Below are 20,835 nucleotides of genomic sequence, written 5' to 3'. Positions count from 1 at the left end.
AAAACACCAGAAACACTATGAAAGCGAGCGCCGCCATGGAGTTCCTTTTCGTGCTGTTCCTCCTCGTCGTCCTCACCTCCGCCTCGGCCGCCGGCCTGACCGCCGACAGCAGGGACTCGGCCGACTGGAAGCCCTCCGACGCTGGTCGCCGGTGGTGATCCGGTCCCCACTGAGGTGATTGGTCAGCTTCGTCGCAAAAATCGCCCGGGGTCGTCCCACGAAAGGGGCGGCCCCGCCGACGACCCACCCAGGGCGTACGGCAGGCTAGTGGCATGGCTGACGGCTCCTGGTACGACGCCGACATCGACCACGTGATCATTTCCGAGGCGCAGATTCGCGAGAAGACCGCGGAACTGGCCAAGCAGGTCTCCGCGGACTACGCCCACGTCACCGACGGGCTGCTGCTCGTCTGTGTGCTCAAGGGGGCGGTCATGTTCATGGCCGACTTCGCCCGGGCCCTGGGCCGCCAGGGTCCGCCCGCGGAGTTGGACTTCATGGCCATCTCCTCGTACGGGCAGGGCACCACCTCCTCCGGCGTGGTGCGCATCCTCAAGGACCTGGACCGGGACATCGCCGGCCGGCACGTCGTCGTGGTGGAGGACATCGTCGACTCCGGGCTGACCCTCTCCTGGCTGCTGCGCTACCTGGAGTCCCGGTCGGCGGCCAGCGTCGAGGTGGTCGCCCTGTTCCGCAAGCCGGACGCGGTAAAGGTGACGGTGCCGGTCAAGTACGTCGGCTTCGACATCCCGACCGAGTTCGTCGTCGGGTACGGCCTCGACTTCGGTGAGCGGTACCGCGAGTTGCCGTACGTCGGCGTCCTCAAGCCCGAGGTGTACGCCCGCAGCTGACCCCGCACCCGGCCGAATCGCCCCGTCTGACATACAGCGGGCTTTCAGGTGATTTGGCTACCGTGGAGCTCGGTGGTGGGGACTCCGCTCCCCACCATGCCGGTCGACTCCCGGTTCGCCGTGCGCGTAAGTGCTGGGCTCGCCAGCTCACATCCGTCTCGCACGGTGTACCGTCGAATGACCGTGGCGCGGCAATTTCGCGCCCCGGGGTCGAGGCCGGCCCGCACGGCGGCTACGGCAGCCGCCCCGGCGGCGACACCCAACAGTCGGTCAGGACGTCGATCAGGAGGATGCGGGCGTCTCGGCGCTCGACAAAAGCATGGAACGTACGCGTTTCTTCCGCCGACCGGTGTTCTGGGTCATCCTGGTCATCCTCGGCGCCGTTGTGCTCAGTCAGTTGTTCACCTCTGGTCCCAGCTACCACCGGGTGGACACCTCAGTCGCGCTCGACCAGCTCAACAAGGGCGGCATCGAGAAGGTCGTGTTCCAGGACAAGGAACAGACGATCCAACTCGAGCTGGCCCAGGAGGCCGAGTTCGGCAAGACCAAAACCAAGCTGATCGAGGCCCAGTTCCCGTACGAGGTCGGCAACGAGGTCTGGAACCAGGTCCTCGACGCCAAGGCCAACAACCGGGTCACCGGGCCGGCCGACACCGAGGTGTCGTCCGACAGCATCTGGGTCAGCCTGCTTGTCAACCTGCTGCCCATCGTGCTGCTCGTGCTGCTGCTGCTGTTCTTCATGTCGCAGATGCAGGGCGGCGGCTCCCGGGTGCTCAACTTCGGCAAGTCCAAGGCGAAGATGATCACCAAGGACACGCCGAAGACCACCTTCGCCGACGTGGCCGGGGCCGAGGAAGCCGTCGAGGAACTGCACGAGATCAAGGACTTCCTGCAGAACCCGGGCAAGTACCAGGCGCTCGGCGCGAAGATCCCGAAGGGCGTACTGCTGTTCGGCCCGCCCGGTACCGGTAAGACGCTGCTCGCCCGGGCGGTCGCCGGTGAGGCCGGGGTGCCGTTCTACTCGATCTCCGGTTCCGACTTCGTGGAGATGTTCGTCGGTGTCGGTGCCAGCCGGGTCCGCGACCTGTTCGAGCAGGCCAAGGCGAACGCCCCGGCGATCGTCTTCGTCGACGAGATCGACGCCGTCGGTCGGCACCGTGGCGCCGGCATGGGCGGTGGCCACGACGAGCGCGAGCAGACCCTCAACCAGCTGCTCGTCGAGATGGACGGCTTCGACGTCAAGGGCGGCGTCATCCTGATCGCCGCGACCAACCGGCCGGACATCCTCGACCCGGCGCTGCTGCGCCCGGGCCGGTTCGACCGGCAGATCCCGGTCGACGCCCCCGACATGGAGGGTCGCAAGGCCATCCTGCGGGTGCACGCCAAGGGCAAGCCGTTCACGCCGGACGTCGACCTCGACTCGGTGGCCAAGCGGACGCCGGGCTTCAGCGGCGCCGACCTGGCCAACGTGATCAACGAGGCGGCCCTGCTGACCGCGCGGAAGGACCAGCGGGCGATCAGCAACGAGTCGCTCGAGGAGTCGATCGACCGGGTCATCGCCGGCCCGCAGCGTCGTACCCGGGTGATGAGCGACCAGGAAAAGAAGATCACCGCGTACCACGAGGGTGGGCACGCGCTTGTCGCCTGGGCGCTGCCGCACGCCGCGCCGGTGCACAAGGTGACGATCCTGTCGCGTGGTCGCTCCCTGGGCCACACCCTGGTGCTGCCCACGGAGGACAAGTACACCCAGACCCGCGCCGAGATGATCGACACCCTGGCGTACGCGCTGGGCGGGCGGGCTGCCGAGGAACTCGTCTTCCACGAGCCCACCACGGGTGCCGGCAACGACATCGAGAAGGCCACCGCGTTGGCCCGTGCGATGATCACCCAGTACGGCATGAGCTCCAAGCTCGGTGCGATCAAGTACGGCACCAGCGGCGACGAGCCGTTCCTCGGCCGCAACATGGGCCACGAGCGGGACTACTCCGACGCCGTCGCCGCCGAGATCGACGGCGAGATGCGGGCACTCATCGAACTGGCCCACGACGAGGCCTGGGAAATCCTGGTCGAGTACCGGGACGTGCTGGACAACATCGTCCTCGAGCTGATGGAGAAGGAAACCCTCTCCACCGCCGACATGGCCCGGATCTGCGCCCGCGTGGTCAAGCGGCCGCCGATGGCGCCGTACAACGGCTTCGGCAAGCGTCAGCCCTCCACGGAGCCGCCGGTACTCACCCCGGCCGAGAAGGAGGCGCTCAAGGTGCAGGCCGAGGCCGACGGGGCGCAGGCCACCGTCGGTAGCCCGAACTCCAACAACTCGGACGGCATGCACTGAGCACCAACGACCCAGCGGCCAGCCCCCCGCAGCGGGGGCTGGCCGCCTCCTCAACCGAACCCGACGACACCCTCGACTACATCGCCGCACGGCTGGTCAACGGCCGGCTGACCGGCCGACCGGTCGAGGAGATCATCGACCTCGCCCGCATCGAGAAGGCGGTCCGCGAGATCCTCATCGCGGTCGGCGAGAACCCCGACCGGGACGGGCTCCAGCAGACCCCGGCCCGAGTGGCCCGCGCCTACGCCGAACTCTTCGCCGGCCTGCGGGTCGACCCGGCCACGGTGCTCACCACCACCTTCGAGGCCAACCACGAGGAACTCGTGCTGGTCCGGGACATCGACGTGATGAGCCTCTGCGAGCACCACCTCCTGCCGTTCCGGGGCAGCGCCCACATCGGCTACATCCCCGGCCCGGACGGGCGGATCACCGGCCTGTCCAAGCTGGCCCGGCTGGTCGAGGTGTACGCCCGTCGCCCGCAGGTGCAGGAACGGCTCACCTCGCAGATCGCGGACCTGCTGATGGACCGACTCGCGCCGCGCGGGGTGGTGGTCGTCCTGGAATGCGAGCACATGTGCATGGCCATGCGCGGCATCCAGAAGTCCGGCGCCAAGACGATCACCTCGGCGGTGCGTGGCACCCTGCAACGGGACGCCAAGTCCCGTGCCGAGGCGATGGCGCTCATCCACCCCCGCTGACCGGTCTCCTTCGCTGACTGGCCTTCTACGCTGACTGGCCGTCGCTGATGATGGGCCGTCGCTGCTCTGTGGGCGGTGGCGGCCGGTCAGGTGGCCAGCATGGCCAGGACGATGCCGGCGGTGGCGACCACCGCCGGAATCAGGCAGGCCAGGGCACCGAACCGGGGAGTCCGGTCGACCCGCTCCCCGGGCCGCGACGGGAACAGCCGCCCCACCGCCAGCCACCCCGCGCCGAAGGCGACCGCCGGGCCGGGCAGCCCCACCACCAGAGCCAGGATGGTCACCGGACCGGTGCCGGCGGCCAGGTAGATCGCGATCAGCAGCAACGGAACCAGCAGCCCCAGCGGGCCGTACACCAGCAGGTTGCGCGGGCGAGGCGACAAGTGCGCCACCCGCGACAGGCCACGCGCGGCGAGGATGTCGTCGACCCCGTACGCCCACCGCCGGGCCTCCCGCAACGAGGCGAGCACCGCCGCCGGGCCACCGGACATCGACCGGGCCGCCTCCGACAGTTCCGGCGGGGTCGGTGCCAGCGAGATCGGCGGTACGCCCAGCTCACACAGCCGGGCCTCCTGGGCCGCCAAGCGGGTGCGTACCGTGACCAGCTCGTCCCGGGCCGCCTGGACCGTGCGCGCCTGCTCGCTCGCGGCGGTCGCCGCGTCGCGGCGTACCCCGTCGAGTTGGCGGGCGGCGGCCAGATAGTCCGCCCACGCCGTCGGCAGCGACTCCTCGGGCGTCGGTGCGGCGGCCGTCCGCTGTCGACCGGGACGCACGGGCGTGGTCCCCGCCTGGCTGATCGTCATGCCTGCTTCCCGCCCTCCGGCACGTCGTACGGCACCAGCACGACCCCCTGCTCATCCGGGCCGTCCCAGAGCACCACCCGATCGGGGCGCGGCCGCCACTCCACCGGCCGGCCGAAGACCGGCGTGAGCTGAGCACCCGGCACACCCGCCACCGCCACGGCGGTCAGCTTGTCGACCGTCTCCTCGGCAGCGATCAGCGCCGCGAACGACGGCACCGTACGCCACCAGCCCAGCAGATGCTGCCCGGCCGGCGGCCCCTCGCGCAGCACCATCCGCAGTCGAGCCGGCGGCAGGTCCTCCGCCGGCGCCACATCCAGCCCGAACACCACCAGGTAGGCCGGCGCCCCGGCGTCCAGCACGGCCACCAACCCGGCCAGGTCGACCGTCTCGACCGGATGCCTCGCGGCCAACTCGGTGGCCAGCGCGTCGGCCACCGGCCGAGCCTCGACATCCGGTACGGCGATCACGAAGCGCGCCGTACCCCGCGGATGGTGAGCTGCGGTGCTGCGGGCGGCCACGGAGAGCAGCCGGCTGCCGTCGGGTCGAGGACCAAGCACCGCGAGGTTCCGACCGGCGGCCGGCCCGAACGGCACCGCCGCCGTGGTCCGCGCGACATCCACCGCCCGCCCCAACAGCGCCGCCGGCGCCAACGACCGTCCGGCAAGGGCCGACCGGTAGCGAGGATCATTGCCCAACTGCGGACGGGCGTAGCCGGCGAAGACCACCGGCGGGACGGCACCCTCCGTACGGGCCGACCAGAGCCGGTGCCGTAGCCCCTCCACTACCTCCGGTTCGTCCTGCGGATCAGGGAACCGGATCATCCGCTCGTGTCCGCGGATCGCACCCCGTGGCCCACCCAGACCACCGGCGGTGTTGACGACCGCGCTGCCCGCCGGGAGCCCGGCCGCCGAATCGTTCGTCGGCTCCAGCACCGCTCCGCCCCCGGGCAACGCCACCCGGACCGGGAACTGGCCGAGCAGCGAATCCCGCTGCCCGCCCTCGGTGCGTACGCCCAGGCCCAGATCGGCCTCACCGGCGAGGACCAGGTGCACACCGTGCAACCGACCGGTCCTGGTCAAGGTGTCCAGCCGGGCGGCGGCGTCGACGGTCAGCCGATCCCGTTCGGCGAACAGCAGGGGCAGATTGTCCACCACGCACACGATGCGGGGCAGCCGCTGATGCTGGCGCAACTCCGCGAACCGCTGCCCGCCCGCGCGGGCGGAAGCCTCGGCCCGTCGCTGGACCTCGGCAGTCAGCTGGTCGAACAGGTCGAGCAGGTACTCCCGATCGGCAGCCATCGCCGCCGCCCGCACCTGCGGAACCCAGGACCTGTCGCGCTCGGTCTGGAGGAACTCCGCGAACGACTCGCCCTCGCCGAGATCGGCCAGGTACAACGACAACTCGTCCGGGCCGTACCGGGCGGTGAGACCGAGCAGCGCGGTGGTCAGAAACGTCGACCGGCAGGCCCGTGACCGGCCACTGACCAGCCAGTGTGGCGTCAACTCGGTGAAGCCGAGCGACACCGCCCGCCCGCCAGCGTCACCGACCGTGGTGCTCATCCCCTCGGTCGCGTCCGCCTGCCACACCTCGTCCTCACCCGAGGGCAGCAGGCTCGCCAGGGACAGCCGGGTGCCGGCCTCGACCTGCGCGGCGAGCCGCCGACACACCTCCTCCACCAGCCCGGCCGGTGGGTCCGGCTCGACGAACACCGGCGAGTTCAACCCGCCGTCGGAGCCGGCTGCGGCGAAGGCGGCGCCGGGCGCGTCGCCCAGCAACGCGTACCCGGTGCGCATCGCCAGTGCCGTGGCCCGGGGCAGCGGAGCCTGGTCCACAGTCGGCCACCCCGCCACCACCAGGTGCAACCCGGCGGCCGGCCCCTGCTCGGCCAGGGACTCGATCCGGGCCAACTCGTCGTTTCCGGTGCGCTCGGGTAGCCCGGCGAGCACCAGCAGCAGCATCCGGTCATGTCGGCGCGGCCCGGTAGAGCCCGGCGTCACCCATCGCTCCGCCTCGTCGAGCAGGGCACGCAGCCCTGCGACATCCCGGGCCGGCGGCGACAGCAGCCCGGCGTCACCGAGCGCCCCGAACGGCGCCAGCACGTCACCGGTCGGATCCACCGCCCGTACCAGCAGCGTCCCTGCCGGTGTCGCGGCCACCAGCCGCAGCATCAACCCCCGCAACATGCCGGCCACCCGTGGGTCCTGCGCGTCGGTGTCCACCGTCAGGTGGCCGGTGCCGAGCAGCGGAACCAGGGCGGGGAAGCGGGCATCGTCCAACGGCGCGGCAGTGCCGACCCGGACGAAGGGCGGCGGAGCCTCCCCGGCACGGGTCGTCGACTCGATGCCGTCCAGCGGGTTGCCCGCCCAGCCCGGTGCGAGTACGGCGGCAGCGGTACGCAACCGTTCGGCCAAGGCGTACTGGCGGCGCTGGTCCGCCGGGGCGGGTCGGGTGTCGTCAAGACTGGTGGCCGCGGCCGCGACCGTCGCGGCGGCCCGACGGTGCAACGCGGCGGCACGTAGGGCCCGTACCTTCGGACCGCCCACCGCGTTCACCTCCTCCCGACCGAGGTCGGCACCCACCCGGCCGAGCAGAGACGACGGTATCCCAGCGAGCGCCGGACCTCTGGGACGCGTGCCGGTGCTGCGCCGGTGTTGTCGTGAATCTCACCGGTCGACAGGGGTCCGTCACGATCTGCTGAATCTGGGGCATTGGGTCCGCAGCCTCCAGCCGATAGCCTCAGGGGGTGGAATCAGTGCCGCCCCCCGCCGGTTCCCAGGTCTCCCGCGTACCGGCGCAACGGACCCCGCCAGAGGAGCTGGCACCGCCCACCGTCGCGCCAGCACCACAGCGACCACGTCGGCGGGTCCGTACGGTGCTGGCGGTGGTCGCCGGAGTGCTCGCGGCGATGTGTCTGGGCGGTGGCGTCGTCGGCTACCTCGTCTACGACCGCGCCACCACTCCCGACCGCAGCTCTCCGGTAGTGGTGGTGGACAGCTATCTACGGGCGTTCCTCGTGGACCAAAACGATGTTCGCGCCGAACTTTTCACGTGCAAGGACACGGCCGAACTTGAGCAGATCCGCAAGTTGAGGAGCGATCTAGCGGATCGCGAAGAGCGCTTCAAGACGGAAATGTCGGTTAGTTGGGGCGCTGTCCTGGTGGAGCAGGCCGGTGACAATGCTGAGGTGACAGTAGATTTGTTGTTCTCGGCGCGCATCGATGGAGTGAGGCAATATGATCGACAATCCTGGAAATTTGTTGCGCGGCTAGGTGAAGAATGGCGAGTCTGCTCAGGGACGATGGAGAATTAGGCTACTCAAGCCACAACAAATGCACAGGAACCTCCAAGGTGGTTGGTGGTTGGCCGCGCCAGGCCCAGCGGTACCACTCCACCTCCGGCGCGACCCGTACGCAGATGTCGCCCTCGGCACCCGAGTAGGTCTCGGTGACCGCGCGCAGGTCGCGCTGCTCAACGCCGCCGACCAGGTGAACCACCCGACGACCGACCACCGAGTCCGCCTCGAAGACCGGTGTCGGCGGCCGGTGTGCCGGCGCATCCAGCGAGACGAGCCGCAGGCCCCCGCCATCCACAGTCGGCTTGCTGGGCGCTGAGCTGATCGTCTCGACCCAGACCCGTTCGATGGGCACCAGCGGAGCGAAGACCTCCACCTGGTCGGACTCGGCGCGATACCACTCGTGTTCGGGTATGACGGGCACGTAGGTGCGGCTGTTCTGCACCACCTTCTCGTCGGCCCGCAGGTCACCTCGCCAGCCGAGGCCGGGCAGCCCGACCAGCACCCGTTGTCCGCGCAGGTCCACTCGGCCGGCCGCCGGAACGATCTCCACGGGTCGGGGCGGTTGCGGTGCCCAGTCCGGCTGATCGGCGAACGGGTCCGGTAGTGGCTCGCTCATGACGCAGAAAGGTTACTCCGCGCCCTTGAGCGGAGCACCCTTCGACCGCATGAACGGCACTGGGTCGATGGCGCTGCGGCTGCTGCGGTCGCCATCGGTGTGCACCTCGAAGTGCAGGTGCGGTCCGGAAGAGTTGCCACTGCTGCCCACCTCGCCGATCACCTGACCAGCCTCCACGGTCTCGCCCGCAGCGACCCGAGGACGACTCACCATGTGGCAGTAGCGGGTGACGATGCCCTGGGCGTGCAGGACATCGACGAACCAACCGCAGCCACCCTTGTTCGGCCAACCGTCCACGTCGCAGCTGAGCCTGCCTCGCCAGTCCGGGTCGCAGCGGGAGACCAGGACCCGACCGGTGGCCGCGACCCGGATGAGGGTGCCCTTCGGGGCTGCGATGTCGACCCCGTTGTGACCGGGCCGGCTCGCCGTGCGGAAACCGGAACCGACGCCACCCGGAATCGGGGCGGTCCAGCCGGAGGCGGCGATTTCACCCGACGCGGCCGCGTCACACACCTCCTGCCCGGCGATCAGGGCGGTCCGGGCCGCGCCACCGGCCAATGCATCGACGATCCGGGCGGCGAGTTCCTCGTGCTTGGCGTACGCGTCGGGAAAGGCGCTGATCTGCACGCGTTGGGCGGCCACGGTGAGCGGGAGCTTCTGCCAGTCGGGCAGGTCCACCAGCTTCTCGTAGAACTTCCGAGAGGCGTACTCGGGATTCATTCGTTGCGCGACGGTGCCCCACGACGCGCGTTGCTGGAACAGCCCTACCGAGTCGTGGTCGGCGCCGACGCCCTCGTGCGGGATGTCCTGGGACTCGGCGACCGTGCGGTTGGCCAGGTTGAGCAGCCGGGACTCCTGCATGGCGGTCGCCACCGCGATCACCCAGCCACGGGCCGGCACCTTCATGTCCTGGCCGACCTTGATGATCACTGCGGCGTTGCGGAGTTGGCGTTCCCCGTACTGCGGGATCCGGGGCATCTTGCCGGTCACTTCGACCGTGAAGTCTCCGGTGCACTCCAGGCTCGCCGGCGTGATCTGTTCGGCCGCGTCGCCGCCCAACTCGGTAAGGAAGAAGGCACCGGCACCCCCGGCGCAGCACAGGAACGCCAGCGTCGCGGTGAGCGCGGCGGCCAACGCGCCGATCCGCACCGGTCGGCGGCGGGAAGGATTCGCATCGGTCATGACCGCTCCCAGTCCACGGCGTCCACCAGCCACCGCCCCTGCGGCGCTACCAGTTCGAGTCGGAGGCGTCCGCTGTCGAGCGCGATCAGTGCCTCCACGAAGGTCTCGCTCCGCGGCCGGATGGTCACTTCCTCCGTCATCTCACCCGCCGGAACGCCGGCCGGATCGGCACCAGCGAGCTTGTCCATCAGGGTGGCAGTGGAGAGCGGACGGAGACCCTCGTGCCAGTCCTCGGCGGTCAGGCCCGATCCGCCGAGCCAGGCCACCACGAAACGTTTCGCGACCTGTTCCGGTTTCGCCTCGCCAGGGCTGGTCACCGGGGTCGGAGTGGTGGTGGTCGAGATCGCACCGTCGTCGCCCGCGGTCGGATGCACCGTGGTGATCGGCTCAGACGGCCGGTTGCTCAAACCGGTCGTCGGGTCAGCAGGACCGGCGACCAGCCGGGCCGCACCGACCACGCCGAGCACCAGTACGGCAATGCCGAGGGCGACCCCTAGTCGGGAGCGCAGCAGCCGAGTGACCAGGAATTCGATGACCCGCCGCACTGCGGTCACCGAGCCTCGGCGCGGATCCGGGGTGCTGGCTTCTCGGGTGTCCGTTCAGCCGAACCCGGACGGTAGATGGCGAAGGACGGGTTCTCCTCGGGTACATCCGGCTCCGTCCAGGTGGCGGGCTGCCGACGCCTGGGCCGGGGTGCGACCGGCTGCTTCTCGGGACGCGGCTGTTCCTCGCTCTTGCCTCGGTCGTCGCTGGCTCCGCGGCTTTCCGAACGTTCGCCGGCGGGAGGGGCGCCGCTGGGAACCGGGTCCGGGCGCGCCTCCGGCCGCACCTTCGGCTGTTCCACCATCACAGTGCGGCGCCGTCCCATGGCGGGCTCGGTGGTGCCGCCCGGCTCGGCGACATCGAGCCGGGCCGCCGTACGCATGTCGCGGAAGAACCGCCGATGCCACGAGCCGGCCGAGCTGACCGCCTCGCTGCTGTCCTTGCCGCCGAGCTGGGTGATCCGCCGATACGGGCGCAACAGCAGCCAGCCCACCACACCGCACAGCCAGACAAGCACCACCTGGAGCCAGCCGGGCAGGGTGGGCGTGCTCATGATGAGGTCCACCGCGAAGAGGTAGATCGCCGCACCGGTTCCGAAGATCGCGATGTTGAAGAGGGCGGCCACCACCGCGTTGCCCAGCCGGCGCAGACCGGCGCTGGCCGGTCGGAGCAGGCCGATAGTGCCCAGGATCGGTGCGGCGATCACCGCCCACCGGAAGATCAGGAAGCCGAGCAAAACGAGCAGCGAGGCGGTCAGATCGAACATCGCGAAGAGCAGCGCGGCCAGCACCGCGATGAAACCCGCGCCGACCCGGTCCATGTCCCGCACACCTTGCAGGTACTCGTACGCCTCCGGGTCTTCTCGCTCGATCTGCGCCGCCACCGTCATCCACTGCTGCTTCTTCGCGTTGATGGTGGCTTCGCGGAGCTCGGGGCTCGTTCGGATCTTCTCCGCCTCGTCCCACGACAACGACTTGGCGTCGTAGAGCGCCTCTCCGTACTTGCGGGCGGTCTCGCTGTCGGCCGAGCCGAGCACGCCGCGCAGCCAGTTCCGGTAGAGCATGCCCTCCGTGGCGGTGTCGCTCGCCCTCACCGCAGGGGGGCGCTTGTCGGTGCAGGCATCCGGGTTCGGCATGGCGCAGCGATCGGGCGGCACGTCCTTGGAAGCGGGCCCGACGGCGTCATGTACGACGCCGAGGGTGGAGATGAGCGCACCGTCGGCCAGGTTCGCGGACTTGACCGGCCAGGCGGCCAGCGCCGTGACCGCCACCATCACCACGAGCGCCCATCCCGCCGTGGTCATCGCGCTGCTCATGTCGCTCTGGCGTGAGCGCCAGAGCAGGTAGAGGCCGACCACGCAGAGCGTGATGATGCCGAAGACGCTGAACACCTTCTGGTAGATCGCCTTCGTGGCCTGGTCCACAAGCGGATCCGCCCAGCCCCACATCGTCCCCGGATCCCAGGCGCGTTCCCGCAACGCGTTCGAGGCGCCGACGATCGCCGTGGCGATCATGAATTCCCCGTTGGCGACGGTGTTGGTGAACTTGTAGTCCGGATGCAGCAGCGTGGTCGCGCAGCCAGTCTCGATCTTGTAGGTGGTGTAGCTGTAACCGGCGTAGCCATAGTTTGTGTAATAGCCCTTTGGACCTCGTAGCTTGGAGGCTTCGGGCTGTGAGGCGAACCAGCCGGCGATCCCGGAATCCGGGGCGGTAGGCGTTGGTGGACTTAGGCAGGTGACTTCGCTCTCCGCGACCTGGTGGAGCTTGGCGACGCAGGCGCGGAAGTCGGCTTGCCATTCCTCCGTGGTGCAGAGGTCGGTGGGGGCCTGGTACGCGACCGGAGCGGCGTACGCGGGTGTGGCGGTGAGCCCTGGCCAGCTGATCGTGGCACCGGCGAGTACGCCGATCGCCAGGAGGAGCGCCGTGATCCGTGCCCGGGCCCTCGCCATGTCATGCCTCCAGGTCAGGCAGCACGGTCGGCAGCACCCCGGCGGCGGCAGCGATGGCGGCGGGGGTGGTGTCGAGGTGCTCCAAGAGTCCATCCACGTAGGAGACGTCGACTCGGACCTTCTGCACCCGGCCGTCGACGTCGCGCATCACGAATTCGCGGAAGCCGAGCCGGTGGGAGGAGGTCGCGTCGGCGGTGGAGAGCGAGGCGAGGGTCGCCTCGTAACCGTCGTCGACCGGGACCCGCAACAGGCGCAGCGCCTCCGAGGCGATCTCGGCGTCCTCGGCGATCCGGCCGACGAAGACGGTGGAGACCAGGTTCTGGACGTCGAGGCCGAGGATGTCGCGAGGGTTCTGGGAGGCGACAAGCGCGGCAAGGTTCCACTTGCGGGAGTCGCGGGCGAGCCGGACGAGGAAGGAGCGGCCGGACCGCCAGCCCTCCATGAAGTGGGCCTCGTCCAGGCCCACCAGCTTGCGGGACGCCATCGAGCCGCCGTAGCAGCGGCGGACCGCCAGCCGGTGCGCGGTGTGCAGCATCGGCAGGGCCAGCGCCTCCTCGGCCGACCAGTACTCCCGCTCGATCTTGAGGTCGGGCAGCCGCAGGCCGGCCATGGTGATCACGGTGAGCGCTGCGTCCGCGCCGAGCAGGCCCTCCGGCGGCCGGCCGAAGAAGAGCATGGCCAGCGGCATCTCGGCGGTGTCCAGCAGCAGGTTGGCCAGTTCCCGGCCGGCGTCGTCGTCGAGCTGCGCGAGGCAGGTGACCACGTCGTCCAGGGTGGAGGTCTCTTCGGCCGGCACCTGGCGTACGGCGTGCCGGAACAGGGTCGCGGTGGACGCCTCGCGGGCCACCTGCGGCGGCACCAGCATCATGCAGATGTCCTGCACCAGCATCCGGCGTTCGGCCCGAGCGTTGGAGACCGAGATCTCGAACTCCCGGTCCCCGGCGGCACCGGCACCGAACTCGCTGCGCAGCGGCGTCGGGATCAACGAGTACGGCGCCAGGGTGCCGTGCTCGGAGCCGGTCAGGTTGAGCACCCGTGAGTACGGCCGCAGTTCCGGCATCGCGCAGAGGCGGGCCAGCGGGCCGGACGGGTCGAGCAGGGTCACCTGCACGCCGCGCCGGGCTGCCAGGTAGCCCAGCGCGCCGAGCAGTGTCGACTTGCCACCACCCGGCTCGGCCACGAAGACCGCGAGGCCGGAGCGTTCCCGTACCTCCATGGGGAAGTGCAGGTCGAGGAAGACCGGCCGGCGGCAGGTGCCGGCGGTTCGTCCGATCAGGTCGCCGCGGCGGTCGCCGACAGTCGACGCGGCCTGCGGCAGCGCCGCCGCCAGCAGGTGCACCGGCATCCGCCGGACATAGCCGGTGTTGGCGATGGGCTCGCCGGGGATGAACTCCCGGGCCAGCCAGTCCTGGTTCTTCGGGTGCTGCAGGGAGATGCGCAGTTCGCGGGAGTAGAGCTGGATCAACCGGCGGGCCCGCTCCAGGCACTCCTCCCGGGTACGCCCACCCACCGCGATCCGGTGCCAGCCGTGCGCCCGAGCGGAGTCCACCGGCAGGCCGGTGGTCATCTCGTCGCCGATCACCAGTGCCCGCTTGGCCAGCCGCTCCAACTCCGGTGGTGCGTCGATGCCGTGCTCGGCGTAGTCGAGCTGTTGCGACCGGATCATCCGGAGCCGGTGTTCGAGGTTACGAAAGGAGTCACCGGAGCCGAGGATGTCGACCCGGGTGGAGAGCTCCATCGGCCACGGCAGCCGCTCGTGGAAGTGCAGCCACGGCTCGTGCCGCTCGGGGATCTCCAGCGGCTCCATCCGACCCACGGCGAGCACGGCCACGTGCCGCTCCTCGCCGGTCATCCGGTTGACCAGCTTCACGGTCGAGCCGTACGGGGTGCGGTAACGCTCCACCTGCTCGGTCAGCGCGAGCAGGTCACCGCGTTCCCAACGCCCGTCGGTGATCGGCGAGAGCGCACCCGGAGGGGCCATGCAGAGCGCCACCGAGCGGTAGAGCAGCCATTCCAGTTCCTGTGCGGTGACCCGCCGGCCCCGCATGCCGAACGCGCCGAGCACCTCGTCGAACTGCTCGACGGTACGGCCCAGCTTGCGTCGTTCGCCTTCGGCGACGCCACGCCCGAAGGTGCGCAGCAACCGTTCGGTGAGCGAGTCGCCGAGCGAGCGACGGGCGAAGGTGACGCCGAGGTAGGTCTGGCCCTCGGCATGGTTGACCGAGAGCAGGTGCCGTTGGGCGGCCACCAGGTGGTCGGCCCAGCCCGGCGTGCCGGGCACGTCGGGCAGCGGGGAGTGGGTGTGGGCGTCGATGGTGCGGGCCCACTCGTCGGCCGGGAAGGGGCGGGTGGTGCGGCGCAGGTGCAGTCGGAACCCGGCCAGGCCGGCGTACTGCTCGGAGATCGCCGAGAGCAGCGCCTCGCGTTCCGCGTCCGGGCGGAAGGCCCAGCGCACCTCGGGCAGCCAGTACCAGGCGGTGACGGTGTTCGGGGTGAAGGTCAGGTGACCGGCGATCTCGGTGATCGCCAGTTCCACCGCCGGATCACGGTCGCCGAACTTGATCTTCGGGGCGCGGACCCGGACCGGCTTGGTCGGTCGGTCCCGACGGTCGGCCGAGCGCTGCCGGGGTGGGCTGGCGACCCGGGTGGCCGGTGCGCCGGCTCGGCGGCTGGCCGCGGCGTCCACCGGTGGCCCGTCGTGCGGACGGTCGTCGACGGGGGGACGGGCGCTCGGCAACCGGTCGCTGGTCGGGGTGGGGGTGGTGACGGTGGTGACGGGCGGCGGCGGAGGCGGCGCGGGGGGCGCGATCGCCGGGCCGGCCACCGGGCGAGGGCTGTCGGCGGGGCGCTCCGGGGCGGCGATCGGCGTCGGCGGGACGGGTGGCGCGGGTAGCGGGGTGGGTGCCGGCCGGCGGGTCACCGGAGCCTGCGGGGCGGGGGTCGCCTGCTGCGGCAGGGCCCGGGGCGGCTGGCCGTTGCCGCGCAGTGCGGACCCGGGCCGGGCGTAGGTGCCACCGAAGAGGTCGAGGAACGGGGAGTCGATGTCGGCGCTGTCGCGGGTGGCGGGTAGGGCCGGCGAGGGCTCGGCCGGTGCCGACCGGCGCTGCGGCGGGCGGGGTGCCTGGAAGACTCCCACGCTGCCGTGCCCCGGGGTGGTGGCCAGCGCCGGATCGAGCGAGGCCTCCTCGGGATCCGCGGATTGTGGGTAGTCGAGCGATCGCGCACGGTTACCGTGCGGTGCGGCCGAACGCCCGGCCGGCGACCCCGGCGTGGAGGAGCGGTTCATGCGATCGCCCTGCCCGTGCTCGCAGTGGTCACCCGATGGCGGCGAGGCGGCTGCGGATCCGCCTCGCTTGTCGCCGGCAAACCCTCCGAAGGCCGGTACGGCGTGCAGCCGGTCATGCCAGTTCCTCCCGGATCCTGATCCCGCTTCCGACCAGGCGCGGGTCGCGCTGCTCGGCGGCCGGCTCCCGGGTGCGTCGCCAGTCGGTCAGCGCGGTGCGGATCACCATGCGCGCTGGCCGGTCCGGATCGACGTACCGGAAGACGAACGAGGTGGTCACGATGGCGAGGGCGATCTCCCACGCGGGGAAGAGCTCGACCTGCAACGTGAACAGCCAGTGGATGAACATGTAGAGGGGAACGAGCAGCATGAAGAGCCCATACTGGGCGTAGGGCAGGTGGACCGGAAGGGTGTAGCCGGGCGGCCCGAGATAGACCAGGCGGGCCCGGTAGATGTCGTCGTCGGTGCGCAGCCGCATCTCGTGCCCGCGCCTATTCGAAGATCAGGTTGATCAGGAAGTCGCCGATGAAGAAGAGAGTGGCGGCTCCGGCGATGAATGCCAGTCCGACGATCGCGATGGCGGAGCTGGTCAACACCTTCGAAATCTCGCCTCGGCTGGCTCGGCCGATGAAGATGACGCCAAGCACGGCGAGCAGGATCGGCGCGATCTTGCTGGCGAAGAAGGTGACGACGCCCTCGGTGTTGATTCCCTTCGGCTCCTCTGCCGCGAGTGGAATCGACGATGCCAGGGCGGTGAGCAGGTGGGCGGCGTTGCTCGACGCCGATTCCATCAGCTCGATGGCGATCACTGGAACCTCCCCAAGTCGCGGCCGGCGGCGCCGCGGTGGTGCAGTAGGCAAGCCTTGCGGGATCGGTGCTTACTCTGCGCAGCGGCCGAGACCCTGCGTGCGTAGCTCGCCACGGTAGGTGGCGATTTTTGGGCGGATTACCCCGCTTTGGCCCTCCCTCCAAGCGTCGCCATCTCGATGCTGGGCAATTCCACAGCGTACGGGCCGCCCCCCTTTGCGACAAGCCGCGAAGAGTCTGCCCGATACCGCCCGGACGACCGATCGTACACGTGTTTCAATTCGCATGTCAGCGCCCTGACCCGGGTCGATCACGGCGGTCTCGGCGACCGGTACCGTCTAGTCGTGACCGATCTGGTGCGGGCCCCGGCCCCGGTGGTGATGGGCGTCCTGAACGTCACGCCCGATTCGTTCTCCGACGGCGGACGCTACGCCGACGTCGGGGCCGCTGTCGCACACGGCGTCCGGCTGCGTGACGAGGGTGCGGGGTTGGTTGATGTCGGTGGCGAGTCGACCCGGCCCGGTGCCGAGCGCGTCGACGCCGAGACCGAGGTGGCCCGCGTGGTCCCGGTCATCCGGGAGTTGGCTGGCGCCGGCGTGCCGGTCAGCATCGACACCACCCGTGCCCGGGTCGCCGCGGCGGCCCTCGCGGCCGGTGCGGTGGTGGTCAACGACGTCTCCGGTGGGCTCGCGGATCCCGACATGGCCCGGGTCGTCGCCGACGCCGGCTGCCCGTGGGTGCTGATGCACTGGCGAGGTCACTCCCGGCGGATGACCGAACTGGCCGCCTACGACGACGTGGTCGCCGACGTACGCGCCGAACTCGGCCAGCGGGTGGAGGCCGCGCTCGCCGCCGGGGTGGCCGCCGATCGCATCGTGATCGATCCGGGGCTCGGATTCGCCAAGACCGCCGCCCACAACTGGCAGCTCAGCGCCCGGCTGCCCGAGTTGCTGGAACTCGGCTACCCGTTGCTGTTCGGCGCGAGCCGCAAGTCGTACCTCGGTCTGCTGCTGGCCGGACCCGACGGCGTACCCCGACCCACCGGCGGTCGCGAGTCGGCCACCGTCGCCACCAGCCTGCTGGCGGTCGCCGCCGGCGCCTGGGGTGTACGCGTGCACGACGTGCGCGCCACTGTGGACGCCCTGGCCGTCTGGCAGGCGACCGGTCGTCCACGACTGGCTCCGGCAGCCGGCACCGCACTGGCGGGCGCGGGTTCCGCCGGCCATCCGCAGGGGGTATGGCGATGACGGACCGGATCGAGCTGACCGGGCTGCGGGCCCACGGGCGGCACGGGGTGTACGACTTCGAACGCGTCGCCGGCCAGGAGTTCGTGGTCGACGCGGTCCTGGAACTGGATCTCGCGCCGGCGGCCCGCTCCGACGAGGTGAGCGACACCGTGCACTACGGCGAACTCGCCGAGCGGCTGGTCGCGGTGATCACCGGGGAGCCGGTCAACCTGATCGAGACCCTCGCCGACCGGTTGATCACGGTGTGTCTGGCCGACCCGCGGGTCGACGCCGCGACGATCACCGTGCGCAAACCCGAGGCGCCGATCCCGCACACCTTCACCGACGTGGCCGTCACGATGCGTCGGGCCCGATGAGCCGGGCCGTCCTCTCCCTGGGCAGCAACCTCGGGGACCGCATGGCGCATCTGCGTACCGCCGTGACGGTGCTCGGCGAGCACGTGCTGATGGCGTCCGGGGTGTACGAGACCCCGCCGTGGGGCGACACCGACCAGCCGGCGTACCTCAATGCCGTGCTGCTGGTGGCCGACCCGCAGGCCGGACCGTACGACTGGTTGACCCGGGCGCGGGCCGCCGAACAGGCGGCCGAGCGGGTACGCGACCCGAACCGTCGGTTCGGCCCCCGCACGCTCGACGTCGACGTGATCGCGGTCTGGACCGACGACGGCGAGCCGGTGCTCAGCGCCGATCCCGAGCTGACCCTGCCGCACCCCCGGGCGCACCTGCGCGCCTTCGTGCTGCGCCCGTGGATCGACATCCAGCCGTACGGTGAGCTGCCCGGACACGGCTGGTTGACCGATCTGCTGACCTCCGGACCGGCGGCGGCCGAGGTCGCGGAACTGCGTCCCCGACCGGATCTGGCGTTAGAGTCGACCACATGAGCGAGCGGCAGCGAGCGAGTGATCAACGCGGTGCCGTGGCACGTCGTGACGGCACGCCGCGCAGGCGGCGGACATGACACAGACCCCACCGCCCGACGAGTCGCGGATGCGCCCCACGCGGATCTCCACCCTGGTGGTCGCCGCCCTGGCCGCTGCGGCGGTCGCCTGGCTGCTGATCAGCAGCATCTACTACGACCGGCTGCCGCCGCTGCCGTGGTTGCCGGTGGTCACCCTCGCCGGGCTGGCCGTGCTTGAGGCGTACGCCGCGATCAACACCCGGGGGCGGATCGAGCGGCGACCGGGCCGCGAACCGGTCAACCCGCTGATGGTCGCCCGGTTCGTCGTCCTCGCCAAGGCCTCCGCCCTGGTGGGGGCGATCTTCGCCGGCTTCTACGCCGGGCTGGCCGGCTGGCTGCTGGTCCAGTCCACGCGGGCCGCCGAGCAGGATCGGCCGGCCGGCATCGCCGGGCTGGTGGCCTCGGCCGCTCTGGTGGCGGCGGCGCTCTGGCTGGAGCGGTCCTGCCGGGTTCCGGAACGGCCGGACGACGACCATGAGCCCGACGATTGGGAGTCGCAGCCGGGTCGACGCTAGACCCACCTGCCGCACAGGGGTTACGTCCGGCTGCGCTCGCGGGTACGGTGCCTGCGACCGCAGGGCAAGCGGTCACCACCAATATGCCCTTTCGTCGAAGCAGTCCGGGCGGCCGCTGGAAGGCAGGCATGATGGCGTACGACGAACCAGGCCGCAGTGGGCAGTCAGAGTCGGCTCCGGTCGGATCCACCGTCGACACGGACACCGTCGTCGACGACCGTCAGAACGGTGAGCCGGGCGGGGACCGCTTCGGGGTCTACGTGCTCTGGGAGACGCTCCTGCTGCTCGGCTTCGCCGCCCTGGTCTATCTGCTCTGGCTGGAGAACCCGACGGCACTGCGCGGCAGCGGGCTGCGTGCCCTCATCGTCGACGTGGTCGCCCTCGGTCTGCTGGCGTTGGCTGCCGGGCTGACCCTGCGCACCGCGGCGGTGAACCTCGCGATCGGGCCGGTGGCGGTCGCCGCCGGGTTGAACTTCGCCGAGCAGAGCGACCGGGGCCTGCTCATCGCCGTGGGCACCCCCGCCGCGGTGGCCGCGGTCGGTGGCCTGGTGCTGGGGCTGGTGGTCGTGCTGCTGCACGTCCCCGGCTGGGCCGCGAGCCTGGGTGCGGCGGCCGGCGTGGTCGTCTACATCGAGCAGCGTGCCGCTCCGGTGCTGGTCCAGGGGGACTACGACCCGCGCGACATCGCCGGGCAGCTCTTCGTGGGCTTCGCCGCGCTCACCGTGATCGGCGGGCTGTTCGGCGCGATCGGACCGATCCGCCGGCTGGTGGGCCGGTTTCGCCCGGTCGCGGACCCGGCCCGACGGCGAGGGGTGGCGGCCGCCGTCGTCACCACCGGAGGGTACGTCTGCTCCACCGTGCTGGCGATGCTCGCGGGCGCTCTGCTCGCGTCGAGCGACGACGCGGTCACGCCGGGGGACGGGCTGGACTGGACCGTGCTGGCCGTCGGTGCCGTGCTGCTCGCCGGCACCAGCGCCTTCGGTCTGCGGGGTGGCGTGTTCGGCACGCTGCTGACGGTCGGCGCAGTCGGCCTGTTCCTCGCCTACGCGCAGGCGCGCGGCTGGACGGTGAGCCGGTGGGTCGTCGGCGGGGCGGCGCTGGCGGTCGGACTGGCGGTGACCCGGCTGGTCGAGCGGTACGGTCGGCCGGTCGTCGGACCGCCCCGCCCGGTGTCTCCGCCGGCGGCCGGGGACCCGGCGGGCGGTGCCGGCGGCTGGGCGATGTCCCAGCCGGAGCCGGTCGGCGACTGGCCGCCCGTCCTGCCGGCGCAGTCGACGGGCGACCCCACCGATCCGTGGGGCCCGCGCCGCTGGGAGACCAACTCGCCGATCTGGCAGGCCGACGACAGGTGAACGATGTTCTGGCGCGTCGTCGGCGAGCCGGATGTGATCTCGGCAGTTAGGCTCGGCGCATGACCGACACATCATCGAGCTCCGGCGGCCGGTCGTTCGAGGAGTTGGACGCGCTCAGCACCGAGGAGCTGCGGGAGCAGGCGTTCACGGTGGCTCGGGAGCGCCGGGACGTGAAGTTCTTCTGGTCGGTGCTCCGGCATCTGCCGAACGCCGACGAGGCTGCCGCGCTCGACGGTGCCCCGAACTCGGTGGGGCCGACGGTCGACGAGGCGGTGGCGCTGTGGCGGGAGATGACCGGTCACGGCTACGAGGAGTCCGCGCCGTTGCTGCGCGCCGCGTTCATCGACTATCTGATGAAGCACTGACCGAGGGCTGCTGACCGCGACATCCGCTCGTCCCGGCATAC

The 20,835-nt window shown here is 70.9% G+C and carries 20 protein-coding genes; 11 read left to right on the top strand and 9 right to left on the bottom strand.

Annotated elements, in window-relative coordinates; genetic code table 11:
• The first annotated feature begins 35 nt into the window (after positions 1-35).
• The 4 genes from C1A38_RS32130 to folE all read left to right on the top strand — a co-directional run bounded on the left by C1A38_RS32130 (position 36) and on the right by folE (position 3,881).
• Positions 36-158, top strand: a complete 123-nt coding sequence (locus tag C1A38_RS32130; protein ID WP_275409867.1) for a hypothetical protein — start codon at positions 36-38, stop codon at positions 156-158.
• A gap of 114 nt (positions 159-272) precedes the next feature.
• Positions 273-848 carry a hypoxanthine phosphoribosyltransferase gene (hpt, locus tag C1A38_RS01350; protein WP_013736289.1) on the top strand — a complete coding sequence of 192 codons (576 nt, stop codon included), beginning with the start codon at positions 273-275 and terminating at the stop codon, positions 846-848.
• Between the two features lie 319 nt (positions 849-1,167).
• Positions 1,168-3,183 (top strand): ATP-dependent zinc metalloprotease FtsH, encoded by a 2,016-nt coding sequence (gene ftsH, locus C1A38_RS01345; RefSeq protein ID WP_102655992.1) that lies wholly within the window; start codon positions 1,168-1,170, stop codon positions 3,181-3,183.
• Between the two features lie 38 nt (positions 3,184-3,221).
• Positions 3,222-3,881 (top strand): GTP cyclohydrolase I FolE, encoded by a 660-nt coding sequence (folE, locus tag C1A38_RS01340; protein ID WP_102655991.1) that lies wholly within the window; start codon positions 3,222-3,224, stop codon positions 3,879-3,881.
• An 86-nt stretch (positions 3,882-3,967) separates the two neighbouring features.
• Here the strand turns inward: folE and C1A38_RS01335 are convergent, their stop codons facing one another.
• Together C1A38_RS01335 and C1A38_RS01330 are read right to left on the bottom strand one after the other, a co-directional pair.
• A complete protein-coding gene (locus C1A38_RS01335; protein WP_102655990.1) occupies positions 3,968-4,684 on the bottom strand; it encodes a hypothetical protein in 717 nt (238 codons plus the stop codon).
• Entirely contained in the window at positions 4,681-7,236 is a 2,556-nt protein-coding gene (locus C1A38_RS01330; protein ID WP_102656029.1) for an FtsK/SpoIIIE domain-containing protein, read from the bottom strand. Before C1A38_RS01330 ends, C1A38_RS01335 begins: the two co-directional genes overlap by 4 nt.
• Before the next feature lie 191 nt (positions 7,237-7,427).
• Between C1A38_RS01330 and C1A38_RS01325 the strand changes: the two genes are divergently transcribed.
• Positions 7,428-7,994 carry a hypothetical protein gene (locus C1A38_RS01325; RefSeq protein WP_199180040.1) on the top strand — a complete coding sequence of 189 codons (567 nt, stop codon included), beginning with the start codon at positions 7,428-7,430 and terminating at the stop codon, positions 7,992-7,994.
• 1 nt (position 7,995) lies between these two features.
• Here C1A38_RS01325 and C1A38_RS01320 read toward each other — a convergent pair whose 3' ends face one another.
• The 7 genes from C1A38_RS01320 to C1A38_RS01290 all read right to left on the bottom strand — a co-directional run bounded on the left by C1A38_RS01320 (position 7,996) and on the right by C1A38_RS01290 (position 16,360).
• Positions 7,996-8,595, bottom strand: a complete 600-nt coding sequence (locus C1A38_RS01320; RefSeq protein ID WP_102655988.1) for a hypothetical protein — start codon at positions 8,593-8,595, stop codon at positions 7,996-7,998.
• A gap of 12 nt (positions 8,596-8,607) precedes the next feature.
• Entirely contained in the window at positions 8,608-9,777 is a 1,170-nt protein-coding gene (locus tag C1A38_RS01315) for a M23 family metallopeptidase (protein ID WP_102655987.1), read from the bottom strand.
• Entirely contained in the window at positions 9,774-10,331 is a 558-nt protein-coding gene (locus C1A38_RS01310) for a hypothetical protein (RefSeq protein ID WP_102655986.1), read from the bottom strand. Before C1A38_RS01310 ends, C1A38_RS01315 begins: the two co-directional genes overlap by 4 nt.
• Complete coding sequence (locus C1A38_RS01305; RefSeq protein ID WP_102655985.1) at positions 10,328-12,268, bottom strand: hypothetical protein; 1,941 nt, start codon at positions 12,266-12,268, stop codon at positions 10,328-10,330. The genes C1A38_RS01310 and C1A38_RS01305 overlap by 4 nt, the downstream gene beginning before the upstream one ends.
• Before the next feature lies 1 nt (position 12,269).
• The gene (locus C1A38_RS01300; RefSeq protein ID WP_102655984.1) at positions 12,270-15,554 is read right to left on the bottom strand and encodes an ATP-binding protein; all 3,285 of its coding nucleotides are present in this window, start codon (positions 15,552-15,554) and stop codon (positions 12,270-12,272) included.
• Between the two features lie 112 nt (positions 15,555-15,666).
• Positions 15,667-16,029, bottom strand: a complete 363-nt coding sequence (locus tag C1A38_RS01295; protein ID WP_013736278.1) for a hypothetical protein — start codon at positions 16,027-16,029, stop codon at positions 15,667-15,669.
• A gap of 13 nt (positions 16,030-16,042) precedes the next feature.
• A complete protein-coding gene (locus C1A38_RS01290; RefSeq protein ID WP_013736277.1) occupies positions 16,043-16,360 on the bottom strand; it encodes a hypothetical protein in 318 nt (105 codons plus the stop codon).
• A 342-nt stretch (positions 16,361-16,702) separates the two neighbouring features.
• Between C1A38_RS01290 and folP the strand changes: the two genes are divergently transcribed.
• From folP to C1A38_RS01260, 6 genes are all read left to right on the top strand, one after another.
• On the top strand, positions 16,703-17,605 hold the full coding sequence (folP, locus tag C1A38_RS01285; RefSeq protein WP_102655983.1) for a dihydropteroate synthase: 903 nt from the start codon (positions 16,703-16,705) through the stop codon (positions 17,603-17,605).
• The gene (gene folB, locus C1A38_RS01280) at positions 17,602-17,961 is read left to right on the top strand and encodes a dihydroneopterin aldolase (protein ID WP_102656028.1); all 360 of its coding nucleotides are present in this window, start codon (positions 17,602-17,604) and stop codon (positions 17,959-17,961) included. The genes folP and folB overlap by 4 nt, the downstream gene beginning before the upstream one ends.
• Positions 17,958-18,485, top strand: a complete 528-nt coding sequence (gene folK, locus C1A38_RS01275) for a 2-amino-4-hydroxy-6-hydroxymethyldihydropteridine diphosphokinase (protein ID WP_102655982.1) — start codon at positions 17,958-17,960, stop codon at positions 18,483-18,485. Before folB ends, folK begins: the two co-directional genes overlap by 4 nt.
• 106 nt (positions 18,486-18,591) lie before the next feature.
• Positions 18,592-19,077: a DUF3180 domain-containing protein gene (locus tag C1A38_RS01270; RefSeq protein WP_373306879.1), complete on the top strand. Its 486-nt coding sequence runs from the start codon at positions 18,592-18,594 to the stop codon at positions 19,075-19,077.
• A 131-nt stretch (positions 19,078-19,208) separates the two neighbouring features.
• Positions 19,209-20,429: an ABC transporter permease gene (locus C1A38_RS01265; RefSeq protein ID WP_233196555.1), complete on the top strand. Its 1,221-nt coding sequence runs from the start codon at positions 19,209-19,211 to the stop codon at positions 20,427-20,429.
• A 59-nt stretch (positions 20,430-20,488) separates the two neighbouring features.
• A complete protein-coding gene (locus C1A38_RS01260; protein WP_102655979.1) occupies positions 20,489-20,794 on the top strand; it encodes a hypothetical protein in 306 nt (101 codons plus the stop codon).
• The last annotated feature ends 41 nt before the right edge of the window (positions 20,795-20,835 follow it).

The organism is Verrucosispora sp. ts21, assembly GCF_002879555.1.
GTDB lineage: Bacteria > Actinomycetota > Actinomycetes > Mycobacteriales > Micromonosporaceae > Micromonospora > Micromonospora gifhornensis.
The sequence above is the reverse complement of the archived record's forward strand: the minus strand, read 5'-3'. Positions and strand labels throughout refer to the sequence as shown.